We start from the raw sequence: 13,255 nt of genomic DNA on the forward strand, positions 1-13,255 counted from the left end.
TTAGAGCAGCCCTTAAAGCGTTAACCTAAGCGTCAAGAAATATTTCACCTATATAGGCTGGAGCTTAAATTAACGCAAATGATATTGTTGCGTAGCAAATTTGCTTCGCAAATTACTTTTTAGACCTTTCATGTTGTGCTTTTACAATGTCCATAATCTTTTCAATACCCATTTCCCGCAGTTTTTTACCAAATTGTTCATAATTTTCAAGGGGTTCGTCACCAATTATGAATTTAATCTTCATTTCTTGGAGGTAGGTATCAAGGTCTTTACTTACTTGGCTAACTATCCTGTCTTCTTCCTGTGTACGCCTTACATACATCCATGACTGTAATGGTTCTAAATAATTCATTATTTTGTCAATTTCAACCCTGTCATCAGCTAATCGGTACTTATTTGCTACTTTCATACTTTGCCTGTTGGATATATTAAGCCAGCAGCCTATAGACCATAAAGTATCTTGCGGACTCAACCCGTCAGGATTTTTTAGTACAAAATCTGTGTACTTGTATTCATTACCTTCAATTTTATACGATAGGTTTTCAATGCCGTAATTGATTAAGTTGAAGCCTTCTTCACTTGCCCATACAAAATCAAAGAACTTCATGGCCACTTCCGGTTTTTTGCAGAATTTTGTTATTTTAGCTGCTCCGGTCTGGTAATTAAACTGTTTGTAGAATTTTTGCCTTCCATAGGGTCCTTCCAGTATTGCTATTGTATATTCCGCATTTGGATCAGAAGCCTTAACCTGGCTGTACAACCAGCTTTTGCTCCATGGATACCAGGTTATACCTCCTACTTGATTATTGCTTAGACGTGCTACTAAATTATCATAAGACATATTGATAATTTCCCTGTCAAACACATTTTCCTTCCACATCTTATTGGCAAACTGCAGATAAAGCTTCCCTCTTTCCTCTAAATAGTCATACTCTACTTCACCATTATCATTTATACTATAGAAGCCCTGAGACATATGCATATGCCAAATATTTGACAAAAATTCAAAATAATTACTGCTGCAAGCATATACCTCATCTTTCTTGCCATTACCGTTTGCATCCTTTTCCTGGAAAGTCTTTAGAGCTGCCAGGTATTCTTCAGGAGTTTTCGGCACAGGAATATTCAATTTGTTAAGCCAGTCTTTTCTTATCCAGTTTGCCTCAAGAGAAGGAAAATCATCCAAAACATATGGAAACTCATACATCTTGCCGTCCTCAAAGGTCATAAACTTCTTAAGCTCGGGTCTTTCCTTCAGAAGCTTAACAATATTGGGAGTATTATCACCTATAAGGTGGTCAAAGCTTATTACCAGCCCCCTGTCTATAAGGTCAACAAGATTTCCTCCCATGATTATATCCTCGAGTTGTTGCCCTGCCGCATATTTAGTGTTAGCTACAGTATGAAATTCAGACGCTGGGAGGACAACCCATTTAATTTTGATATTAAGCCTTTTTTCGATTTCATCTATTACAGGTAGTTCTCCTGAAGCATAGCTTTTTGGCGTATACCAGTTATCCCATGTAAAAATGCTTAATTCCTCCGGTGGAGTCTTGGTATCTCCTCCTTTATCAACAGCTGTTTTATCCCCAGCTTTTTCCCCATCCTTCTTGGAACATCCTGTAAATGATAGGGAAAGAATCATAACAAGACATAGTAGAATAACTAAAAGTTTTTTCATGATTTTTTCATCCTCCTTAAGATTAATAAATTTTAAATTTACGGTTAAATTATCTTGTTACAATTGCTGTGTTCTTTTCACCCCCTTTCAGTTCATATGTACTATTCCCCCTTTCAGCGATAGCCAAATTATTAATTTTTACCCCTTGATTGAACCTATCATAACCCCTTTTACAAAATATTTCTGAAGAAAAGGGTACACACAAATGATAGGTAATATTGTAATAATTATTGAAGAATACTTGAGTTGTATACCATACGCTGCCCTTTCGTAACTTGAACCGGGTAAATCTCTTTGTACTTCAGCTGAAACCTCAATAAGTATACGTCTTAAGTAAATTTGTAATGGATGCTTACTCGCATCTGAAATAAATATCATAGCAGAGAAAAAGCTATTCCAGTGTCCAACCGCATGAAAAAGTATTAACACAGCCAGTATAGCTTTAGATAGTGGAAGGTATATGCTTGTTAGTATTTTTAAATCACCTGCCCCATCAATTATTGCCGATTCCTCAAGGCTATCTGGTATTGACTGGAAAAATGTCCTAGTAATTATAATATACCATGCGCTTACAGCTCCCGGTATAACTATTGCCCATCTTGTGTTATACATCCCAAGCGTTGAAACTAATATATATAGAGGTATTAAACCTCCTCCAAAAAACATTGTAAAGGATATCATTATCATGAAGAAGTTCCTATGTATGAACCGCTTTTTAGACAAAGGATATGCTGCAATAACAGTCATTATAACATTTATAGTTGTTCCAACAACTGTATACCAAATTGTATTATAATATGACTGCCAAAACATCTTATTTCTAAATACAATTTTAAATGATTCCAACGAAAATCCCTTGGGTAAAAGTAATATATTTTGCTTCATTACTTCTTCTACTGAACTTATCGACATACTAAAAACATATATAAACGGATACAAAGTTATAAAAGCAGCAAAGCTTAGTAAAATATAAATAATTACTTCAATAGCTTTATCAGATAACTTTTTCATTCTCCTCCTCCATTCTTACCATAGAGATATTTCGCTTACCTTTTTACTTATTTTGTTTACTGTTATTAAAAGTATAAAATTCACTACAGAGTTAAATAAGCCTACTGCACTGGCAAAGCTGAACTGTGCATTAATAATACCTGCCCTGTAAACATATGTTTGAATAACGTCTGCAACCTCATAAGTTGAAGGGTTATACATCAATATTATTTTTTCAAAGCCAACATTCATCATTTGTCCCAGAGATAAGATCAACAGTATAACTATTGTGGGTAATATTGAAGGTATAGATATGTTTACAATTTTTCGAAATCTTCCGGCCCCATCTATTTCTGCAGCCTCATATAAATTTGGATCTATTCCGGATAATGCCGCTATATATATTATTGAACTAAAACCAAAACCTTGCCAAATTCCCGATGCCACGTATATTGTACGGAACCACTTCTTATTCATCATGAAATGGATAGGCTCATACCCTAATTTCTCTAATAATATATTAATAATCCCGCCACTTGGAGATAGAAAATTAACTATCATACCAACTACTATAACAGTAGAAATAAAATATGGAAGATAGCTCGCGGTTTGAACAAATCTTTTGAAAAAACCATTTCCGACTTCATTAAGTAATAGTGCAAATATTATGGGTACCGGAAAGCCCCAAATAAGGCTGTAAAAACTAAGCAGAAACGTATTTCTTAATAAACGGAAAAAATACACGGATGAAAAAAATTCCTTAAACCACCTAAACCCTACCCAATTTTGAGTTAAAAAATCGTATAAATTTGAAAAACCTTTAAAGTCTTTAAAAGCAATTAATATTCCTATCATAGGTAAATAATGAAATATCACATAATATATAATAACAGGTAAAAATATTATAAGCAATTGCTTGTTTTTCCCAAGTCTTTTAAAATAAGTATCTTTTTGTGTTGCATTAAATTCTTGTACAGATTTTCTTAATGCTATTCTATTTTGCATAATGATGCATCCTCATCCTTTCCTGTTATCTGGGCAAAAAGAACCCTCCTACGGCTAATGAAAGGCTAATCATACCTATATACCTATTATTAATTCACATCTCAATCATAATCATAATATCTTATGGGAAAAATGTAAACATACTATTAATTTTCGGCATACATTTTTTTACTTCAGGCCTGTAGTCTCGTTTTTAAGCAGTTGTTCTCCCTATATTGAACTGGTGTTTTAAGCTCATACTTTTTAAACACCCTTCTAAATGTAACATCATTTATAAATCCAACTTCTAAAGCTATGTCTTTAATAGTCAGGTTTTCAACGGCTAATAGCTGTTTTGCCTTTTCTATTCTTTTCTTGTTAAGGTATTCTGAAAAATAAAGGCCTGTATTTTCTCTAAAAAATCTACTCAAATAAGAATTTGAAAGGCCAAATTTTGAAGCACAAAGATTTAGGGAAAAATTACTATCAAAACATTTCTTATCTATCTCATCCAGTATGTCTTTAATAAGTGATTGTGCAAAACTCTCATTCTTGCTCTTTATTTCTTCACAAATCCCTCTGTACATTTTTTTAATATAATCCATCATTTCTCCAAACGTATTCAACAGCAAAAGATCCTGCGAAACTATACTGTTGTCCAGGTTAGACAGGTTTAATTCCTGCAAAGCCTTTAAAGCAGTTGCTTGAAGATCATAGAACAAGAATCTCGCAATTGCCAAATCCGGATTTTGTTTTTTAAGGTTCTCTTCTATTATACTGTCAAGAATTTCTTCTATTTTATCAAAAGCAGCAGACTTTAAACCTTCTATCAAAGCAAGCTCCTTATCAAGGGGATAGTAATAATGCAAGTTAGTTTCCCTATTACATATTTCATTATAAGCAATAACACTGCTTTTACCTTTTATAAGTTTGAAGTTCAAAGCTTTTTGGGCTTCTTCGTATGATTGATTTATCCCTTTAAAAATATTATAAGTGTTTCCTATACCTACAGTAATTACAATATCATACTTGTCTTCTATTTCTTCCTTGATTTTTCTCAATATCTGGTTTATATTGGGCTGCTTAACTACAAAATCAGAATCTAGCAAAGCAGACGAGTTGTTAATATTCATAAGTACTGCTATTCTATAACGTTCCATCTCAACAACATAACTTGTGCATTTCAGGGTAATTAAAACACTTTCCAGCATCTCTTTTATAATCAGAATAATTTCAGGCATAACACAGTAGTCCTTTTCATTATTTGCTTTATTATAATTCTCCTTTTTATAATACTCTATTTCAAAAATAGAAACTTTATAATAACTGTACGGTAGAGATATTCCATACTTCAAAAAAATATCTTTCTGGTCTGTGTTGTATTCTACATTTCCCTTCAGTAAATTTATAATAAGATTATTTTTTTGAATATAGTTATACTTTTGCATTTCAAGCTGCATCAAATTTTTCTCATTTCTCAACTTTTTAATACAATTCTCAATAACTTCAAACTCCGATCTACATTCGTGTTTCGAATAACTATAATCGTCGTCTTTTAATATTGTAAATATAATTTTTCTTAGTGGGTCAAGAGATTTTCTTGTAACAAGTAGTACCATAATTAATGCAAACACTATAGCTGAAATAAATACAGCAGTAAATATTTCCTTGAAGTACCCTGCTTTTTGCGTTATTAAGCTCAATGGTACTACAGCAACATATTCCAACTCATTTATATCCGATGGTATATGATATATTATATAATCCAGCCCTTCTATTTTATCCCTGAAAACATTAGTACTTCCCGTATATAAGTAACAATTGCTATTACCCTTAAAGTAAGGCAAATTCCCATGAGATACAACAATTTCATTCTTTTTGTTTAAAATATATATATTAAAATCACCTTTTGAATTAAAACTATTTAATAACTCAATTATACTGTTTGTTTTGGTAAGAATAATTAATGATGCAGCATAACACTTATTATACTTATACGAAGATGCAATACCCTGGATATATGCCATAGAATCGTACCTGCGTCCAAGATACGTAACTTTAAGATTCGAAATTATTTGAGAATCTTTATCGTTTTTTTGTAAAACATCTAAATTAAGCATATCCTTGTTTTCAATTTCAAATATATTATTAAAAAAGTATTCTGCTTCTTCTTTTCCGGTAGGAGTAAGAATTAAACTCTCATTGTCCAAATACACAAATATTTCATCTATAAAACTGTTCACACTTTTAAAGGAAGCCAGTTCTTCAAACATAGTCAGAAAGTCTATCATACTAATTCTGCTGTAATCTATGCCTTCTCTCATATGTATTACTTTATTAAAAAGCCTGTTTCCGCTCAATTGCATATTTAGCTTGTTAAACTCTTCAAATCTATTATCGATACTATTCTTAATACTGTTGATCAAGGTTAAATGAAACTTTTCAGCTTCTTCTTCAATAATTCGGACTGCTGTATAATATATCATTAAACCTATTATGGAGATTGTTATTATGGACAAAGTAAAGTACGCGGTAAACTGTTTTATGAATGTTTTTTGTCCATACAGCTTTTTATAAAGCATCATAAATACCCCCTGAACACCCCTCTGGTCCCCACTTCCAAAAACAAATAAAACACATTAGTACGTTATTAACATATCTAATATCAAATTTTTTAAAAACTATTAGCTATACTACTTTTTATCACCTTACTTTTATAATAATATGTTAGTTTCTATCTGTAAACATATAAAAATTTCCAACATACAATATTTTTATTAAGGCCTATTTAACTGTTCCTTTCTTAAATAATATTTACTAATTTAAGAAAATTAATGCTTAATATTTTTACCTTATCCTCCTCACTTATATTCGAAAGTACAACATTTCCAAGCTGGTGGCAAGGGTCAAAAAATGGAAAGTCGCTACCAAATACTATTTTATCAGCACCAAGAAAATCAACTGTTTTTTCAAAAGCTCCCAAATAGCATCCCGATCCGGCTGTATCCAACCATACATTATCTAAATCCCGTATTGCTTTTAAGATTTCGAGTTCCTGATTTCCATCCCATGCAGACCCATAATGGGCTTGTATAAATTTTATATTATAGTATTTGTCTGCAATAGAACGTAAGTTTTGTGCAGAACCCCATGAGTGGTTCATTATCACCAGTTTTCTTTGGTGTGCAAATTCATATACAGGTATATACTTCTTGCTGTCTGCCGGACAGTCACTTAAGTCAGGATGTAGTTTGATTGCAGTCATATTGAGTTTATCAAAACACCTTTCAAGTTCAGGTATTACATCATTTTGTTCAAAAGGATTGACGCACGCATAGCCTAAAATTCTTCCTTTTGATGATTTTATTGCATCAGCTACCATATCATTTCCATACTTATAATCCACTTCCAGCCCTGCGAGAGAGGAAACACAAATTTTTTCAATTCCTACCCTGTCCATGGTTTTTAATATACCTTCAGCACTACTGTCAGGAATGTTAAACAACTTATAATACCCCAGGTGTCCATGAGCATCTATTATCCTATACTTTCCTATAATTTCCCGTATTTTATTTGGCATCAAAATTAACCCCCTCCAGTAAATTCATGAGGTTTTTCCCAGCTATCATGTCTCTTTCATCTTCTTTAATATTTGCCAGACATACCATTGCAATGGGAGGGTTTGGACTGTAAACAGGCATCCCTGTGCCGAAAATCAATCTACCGGCGCCAAAGTTCCGCACCATCTTCTCTATCCCGTTATTAACAATGTAATATGATGTTTCTAGATACAGGCTATCAAATTTTTTAAACAGAGGATATATATATCTGTCAGCCTTAACACCCATCCTTACTAATACGAAAGGTAATGCCGGGAAGGTTTCACAAAAGTTTTTGATTTGTTCCCAGTTTATTTCTTCAGACCAATGTCTTATTGAAAAATCTATAAACACTGGAATTTTCCTTAATTCAAGTTCAGAAAACAGGTCTTCCCACACCCAGGTATAAAGGGATATTCCATGAAAAGCAGGGAATATCCTTACTGCCCTTATATTATTATCAGCGAGGTACTTTACGAATTCTTCCGGAGAAAGAAATTCTCCCGTATGATGGGGCATTGCTACAGCACATGGGATCAACCTGTCATAGTTTTTAATTTCTTTAAGAAGCATGTCGTTTCCTGTTTGTATATGGCTGTATTTAGCTAATGAGCCAAAAACAACGCATCGTGATATTCCACTTTTATCCATAAAACTAATAAGATCATTTGCTGTGTAAAAACATATACCAGTATTTTTTTTCCATTGTCCCAACATACAATTACTATCAATAAACTCCATTGGCATAGTGCTTATTCATCTCCATTTTTTTCGTATTCATCGAATTCATTGTGAACATGATCTATTCCTTTCTTTAACTTCCTTTCTTTAACCCACCTGTCTATATCGGGTAAATCAAAGTATTTAAGCATACCGGGGAGTATAATGCTCATGATATCGTACCTATCATAATAACGTGATTTTACCAAACTTGTAAAACTTCCTATACCTTCAACTACTTCAAGATCTTTAATGCTTTCATTAAGTGCTGCTGCAAGCTGAGCATATAAACCCTGACGTCCATAAGCATATAAATGTACATCCCCTTTTTTTATCCCCGGGAACTGCTGTACTACTTCAATAGCTCTCAATACATCGTATGTCCTTAAGGTTGCCATGCTATCACCCAACCACATGAGATCATTAACCAATTTGAATATAACCCCGTAAAAATCAAGGGGCGGCATAGAACGGAAGGAATTAGGTAAAATGTTTCCTACTCCTGATGTATCAAGAACCATTACAGCTCTTCTTAAGTTACAAGTGTCTCTTATCCATTTTATATGAGGTTGTATTTGGGTAGTACCTCCATCCCATACAGCAATAGTTGCAGGAAGATCCTCTCCAATAAATTGATAATCTCTAAACAAAACTCCATAGTTAAATATACCCTCTTGTGTCCACCACATGCTTGCCTGCACAACCAATTCATCAACTTGGGTAACCATTAAATGACGACAATTATATTCACATGGTTTCCTGTTATAATAGACTTTTTCCTTTAGCCATTTTATGGCCATTTTTCTGCGTTGATCTTCAGGTATAGTTTCCCGCTGCTTCTCTATTTCATCAAGGCGGTTACAGTTCCCATGGTATATAAACCTTGCACCCTGCATTTCACCGCGGACCTGACCTGAGTTTGTACACCATAAACGGGAAGACTCTATTGGTCTTATTTCTTCATCTTCCTGTAATATAGGTAAAGTTTTTCTGCTTAGAAGATGCTTTGAAAAAAATTCTGCCGCTTTTTTGGCCATGGATTGAGTATACTTATGCGGTGAATTATCTTCAAACAATTCTATATTATCAATTTTCCCGTACATCTCCCAGAACCGTTTAGCTCTTTCAACTGTCCACCTGGTCCCTTCAATAGGAAAATAGTCGGATGTTGCCGCTAACACAAGAACAGGTTTTGGTGCCATGGAAATAATCATGTCTTCGTGATCAAAACCGTATACAGACATTCCAGGCCATATGTGTTCCGCGTCAGCAGGCCCCCCTGTATATAAATGAGCTATTCTGCTAGTTATAAACGTTGCAGGAGCTGCTGCAGCAATTCTTGGATCACATATCATCATGAGAGCAGTTTGTGTCCCTCCTCCTGAATTACCAGTAACTCCTATCTTGTCGGGATCAACTTCAGAGCGTGTACAAAGGTAGTCTATCCCCCTCATGGCATCGTGCAAAAAATAACGGGCACTGGCATCTCCTACAGGCCAACATTGTATCCCCGCATAATCATGCTCATAAATTCCCCATCTTACTGTTGTGCTATTAATAGATTTTTCGTAGTAGCTGAACCGTTCACCCTGACCTATTGGATCTTGTGCCAACACCACTAATCCTGCACGTACTAAGTATTGGCATACAATCTGATATTCATCTTCGTGTTTTGCCCGTTCATGATGCCCGCAAAGAAAAAGCACTGCACCTACTGGATATTCAACTCCATCCGGTACATAAAGATTTGCTGTTACAAATACCTTCGGCCGAGACTCAAATATCACTTTTTCTATTCTGAAACCATTACAATGTATGACGCCTGTTATTTGCGGGTTAAGAGGTGTGTCACTAGGAGGAAGGCCTCCCAGTGACTCTATAAGCTTTTCTCGTATAAAAGCTTTTCGTTTCTCAAGCTCATCTATGTTATTGATTGCATCCCGGATGGCATTACCTGTACTGGCTGCTTCTTCAGTCAGTTTATATATAACAGACCGTAACTGGTCTTTTACATCATAAAACCCGATACTAGGTGAATACTGTTCCAGCTCCTGTACTGTCATTTTTCTTTCTCTCCTCTTTTAAGCAAATTCGCTTCGATCCCGGAACTATATCAGGTTTATACTCCTTCCGCTTCTAGCTACATCTTGGGTTTCAACACCATACTTCTTCTCATATTCCTTTAATTCATCTACATTCCTTACAACCTTGTGGTAGGCTTCAATATACTGGTTTAAAAGCTCCCTGCATGGCTTTTCAAATCTTGGAGCCATCATAAATGCATGCTCTCTAAGATATTCTGTATTGGGAAGGCTTACCTTCTCAGTAGGATATTCCACTTTTACATGAGGACATCTCCCGGGGCAACCCTTTCCATAAGGTGTCTTTTCAAGAAAGAGAGGCGCTTCATGCAGGCGTCCGTATCCTATTGCTCCCACTACCACGCCTTCGGCTTTTAATGCTTTTAGGAAAGTCATTAATGACACTCCTTCAAGTTTAGTCTCATCATACCTGGCATAGTGATAACTATGCTGTCTTACGCCTCCCGGATATGTTCTCTGAGGGATAATACATTCTATATCCTTTATACCTTCCTCCAGATACCTTGCATTTTCTGACCTTATTGCATTTTTCTCATCAAGATATTTTAATTCGGTATTGACTATTGCTATACCTAAAGGATGTACCCTGTGCTTAAATCCTAATGACGTAGTATACTTCCTGTATTCCGAGTCTTCCGGAAGTCCGCTTACCCGTTCATAATGTCCTAACGCTACTGCCCTTTCGTAATATTCATGGTTATTGGTTACCAGCACGCCTCCTTCACCGGCTGCCAGGGTCTTGCTCCCCTGCAAGCTGTAACATCCTACATCTCCAATTATGCCTACTTTCTTACCCTTCCACATTGTACCATGAGCATGGGCACAATCTTCAATTACACGCAAGTTGTTTTCCTTTGCTATTTTCATTATCTCATCCATGTTTGCCGGATTACCCCATACATGGACTACCATTATCGCCTTTGTCCTGGGAGTTATTTTCCTCTTTATATCTTCAGGGTCAATACAATGAGTGTCAATGTCTACATCACAAAACACAGGTATCCCATGGGATGCAACAATAGGAGCTACAGTAAATATCCAGGTAAAGGAAGGTACTATTACTTCATCTCCAGGTCCAACCCCTACCGCAAACAGCGCTTCGTGGAGAGATGATGTCCCGCTGTTTACAGCTAATGAATATTTTGCCCCGATGTAGTCTCCAAAGTTTTTCTCAAATTCCCTTACAACCGGGGATGTGGAAATTTCACCTTTTCTTAATAGTTCTACTACTGCATTTATTGCCTCTTCAGATACCAGCGGCAGGCTTGCTGTTGATGAATCAATTTTCACTGCCTTTTCTCCGTTTAAAATTGCTAACTTAGCCATTTTCAACACTCCTCGTTAGTAGAATAACTTTTTATCGTATGACTTTTTAATACCTACTCAATAAACTTAATAATTTAATGCTAATCTCATAATACTACATCCAGCAATGTACTGTAAACAAACATTAATTTTATACATACATTATTTTCATTCATAATTTTCATTCATACTTTTATTTGTTTTAAATCAAATACAAGCTTAATTAAGCAAGTTTAGGACAATGTGCATTTTATTTTTATGAAAAAAATGCTTCCGGTAACTAAATGCTCCAAGTCTTAAGAGCCTGTAAATTCACTTCGGGGCAAATCAAACTCGCAAAATAATTTGAATAGAATTTAATAATATTTCAATGTAATTATTTTGCTCATACAGTTGATTTGCTTACCCCTCGTCGGATTAACAGGCTCTATAAGACTTTCCGCAATGTTACTTCCGGCATTTTCTTCAAAATTTAAAAATGCGCCCACGACAATTGTGATTATTGCAAAAATTAATATTATATATTATACTTGTCTTAAATTAATGTTTTTGGTTTAACATTTTTAGTTGTATTAAATAAGAGGTGCAAATATGAAAGATAAGGGTAGTTTAAACTTAATAAGGGAAATTAATACCTCAATTATATTAGACATTCTAAAAGAAAAGGCGCCCCTTTCTAAATACGATATTTCTAAGCTTACCGGCTTAAGTGCTCCAACTGTCTCAAATATTGTAAATGATTTAGTTAAAGTTGGTTTTGTTAAAGAGACCGGTGTGGGAGAATCAATAGGAGGAAGGCCACCTTTGCTTCTTGATTTAAATTTGGAAGGCGGTTTTATTATAGGAGTTGATATAGGGTCTGATAACATAAAGGCAATTGTTGTAGACTTTTTAGGGAATATAATAGCCAAATCGGAAATACAAGTAAATCCTGATGACAGTGAATTTATTGTTTTGGATAAAATAACGCTGGCCATTTCAACTATAATTGAAAAGTCAAAAAAAGATAGGTCGCTTTTTCTTGGAATGGGAATGGGAGTAGCTGGAGAAGTAGATTCTCTTAATGGTATAATTAAGCATGCCAGCAGACTTAAATGGCATAATGTTCCATTAAAATCAATTATAGAGAACTCTTTTCGTATACCGGCTTATATAGATGAAAATGTTAAACTTCTGACCTTTGCAGAGCAGTGGTATGGTGCAGGGAAAGGCTATAATAATATTGTTTGTATAAGGGTCGGAGATGATATTGGTGCAGGTATTATAATTGACGGCAAACTTTTTAATGGAAGCAGCGGCAAGGCAGGTGTCAATATTGGCCACTTGATTGTAAAAGCCGATGGCCCCAAATGTGAATGTGGAAATTCAGGGTGTTTGCAATCATTAGTTTCGAGTAATGCAATTATATTACATGCAAGAAATTTGATAAAAACATATAAAAACAGTTCACGGGAAAGAATTAATAGTACAATGAGTAACAAAACTGCTAATATATCATTATTGGAAAACTATATGAATAACCAAGATAAGTTATCTGTAGAAATTATAGCTAAATTAGCTAGAGAAGGAGATAAAATTAGTATTCAAATAATGAATGAAACCAGCAAATATCTGGCAATTGCCATATCAAACATTGTCAATTGTCTGGACCCGGAAATTGTTATAATAGGAGGAGGTATAGCTGAAGCTGGGGACGTTTTGTTTAATCCCCTTCAGGAATACCTTAAAAGCATAATTAAGTTTGCAACTCCATCCTTTAAGGTAGTGAAATCAAAACTTGGAGTGGATGCCTTTGCAATGGGTGCAGCTACAGCAGTACTTCACCAGATTTTCCAGTCACCCGGTAAGTTTATAGAAGTAAAGAATTATTAATT

Annotated in this window: 9 protein-coding genes; 1 reads left to right on the plus strand and 8 read right to left on the minus strand. The window is 34.8% G+C overall.

The annotated features are described in order from the left end of the window. Nucleotides 1-112: 112 nt before the first annotated feature. The 8 genes from HPY74_00265 to HPY74_00300 all read right to left on the minus strand — a co-directional run bounded on the left by HPY74_00265 (nt 113) and on the right by HPY74_00300 (nt 11,402). Nucleotides 113-1,681: an extracellular solute-binding protein gene (locus tag HPY74_00265; protein NSW89112.1), complete on the minus strand. Its 1,569-nt coding sequence runs from the start codon at nt 1,679-1,681 to the stop codon at nt 113-115. 138 nt (nt 1,682-1,819) lie between these two features. Next, nucleotides 1,820-2,692 carry a carbohydrate ABC transporter permease gene (locus HPY74_00270; GenBank protein ID NSW89113.1) on the minus strand — a complete coding sequence of 291 codons (873 nt, stop codon included), beginning with the start codon at nt 2,690-2,692 and terminating at the stop codon, nt 1,820-1,822. Between the two features lie 15 nt (nt 2,693-2,707). Next, complete coding sequence (locus HPY74_00275; protein NSW89114.1) at nt 2,708-3,676, minus strand: sugar ABC transporter permease; 969 nt, start codon at nt 3,674-3,676, stop codon at nt 2,708-2,710. 173 nt (nt 3,677-3,849) lie between these two features. Continuing rightward, a complete protein-coding gene (locus HPY74_00280) occupies nt 3,850-6,240 on the minus strand; it encodes an AraC family transcriptional regulator (protein ID NSW89115.1) in 2,391 nt (796 codons plus the stop codon). A gap of 218 nt (nt 6,241-6,458) precedes the next feature. Continuing rightward, nucleotides 6,459-7,235: an amidohydrolase gene (locus HPY74_00285; protein NSW89116.1), complete on the minus strand. Its 777-nt coding sequence runs from the start codon at nt 7,233-7,235 to the stop codon at nt 6,459-6,461. After that, on the minus strand, nt 7,225-8,001 hold the full coding sequence (locus tag HPY74_00290; protein ID NSW89117.1) for an amidohydrolase family protein: 777 nt from the start codon (nt 7,999-8,001) through the stop codon (nt 7,225-7,227). Before HPY74_00290 ends, HPY74_00285 begins: the two co-directional genes overlap by 11 nt. Before the next feature lie 5 nt (nt 8,002-8,006). Further along, nucleotides 8,007-10,037, minus strand: coding sequence for an acetylxylan esterase (locus HPY74_00295; protein ID NSW89118.1), 2,031 nt, complete (start codon nt 10,035-10,037; stop codon nt 8,007-8,009). A gap of 45 nt (nt 10,038-10,082) precedes the next feature. Further along, a complete protein-coding gene (locus tag HPY74_00300) occupies nt 10,083-11,402 on the minus strand; it encodes a DegT/DnrJ/EryC1/StrS family aminotransferase (protein ID NSW89119.1) in 1,320 nt (439 codons plus the stop codon). Between the two features lie 570 nt (nt 11,403-11,972). Between HPY74_00300 and HPY74_00305 the strand changes: the two genes are divergently transcribed. Further along, the gene (locus tag HPY74_00305) at nt 11,973-13,253 is read left to right on the plus strand and encodes an ROK family transcriptional regulator (GenBank protein NSW89120.1); all 1,281 of its coding nucleotides are present in this window, start codon (nt 11,973-11,975) and stop codon (nt 13,251-13,253) included. The last annotated feature ends 2 nt before the right edge of the window (nt 13,254-13,255 follow it).

This window comes from Bacillota bacterium (assembly GCA_013314855.1).
Lineage (GTDB): Bacteria > Bacillota > Clostridia > Acetivibrionales > DUMC01 > Ch48.

What these genes read in the sequence shown, in the direction of transcription:
- HPY74_00265 (NSW89112.1), bottom strand. Translation starts at nt 1,681, where the DNA reads ATGAAAAAACTTTTAGTTATTCTACTATGTCTTGTTATGATTCTTTCC.
- HPY74_00270 (NSW89113.1), bottom strand. Translation starts at nt 2,692, where the DNA reads ATGAAAAAGTTATCTGATAAAGCTATTGAAGTAATTATTTATATTTTA.
- HPY74_00275 (NSW89114.1), bottom strand. Translation starts at nt 3,676, where the DNA reads ATGCAAAATAGAATAGCATTAAGAAAATCTGTACAAGAATTTAATGCA.
- HPY74_00280 (NSW89115.1), bottom strand. Translation starts at nt 6,240, where the DNA reads ATGATGCTTTATAAAAAGCTGTATGGACAAAAAACATTCATAAAACAG.
- HPY74_00285 (NSW89116.1), bottom strand. Translation starts at nt 7,235, where the DNA reads ATGCCAAATAAAATACGGGAAATTATAGGAAAGTATAGGATAATAGAT.
- HPY74_00290 (NSW89117.1), bottom strand. Translation starts at nt 8,001, where the DNA reads ATGCCAATGGAGTTTATTGATAGTAATTGTATGTTGGGACAATGGAAA.
- HPY74_00295 (NSW89118.1), bottom strand. Translation starts at nt 10,037, where the DNA reads ATGACAGTACAGGAGCTGGAACAGTATTCACCTAGTATCGGGTTTTAT.
- HPY74_00300 (NSW89119.1), bottom strand. Translation starts at nt 11,402, where the DNA reads ATGGCTAAGTTAGCAATTTTAAACGGAGAAAAGGCAGTGAAAATTGAT.
- HPY74_00305 (NSW89120.1), top strand. Translation starts at nt 11,973, where the DNA reads ATGAAAGATAAGGGTAGTTTAAACTTAATAAGGGAAATTAATACCTCA.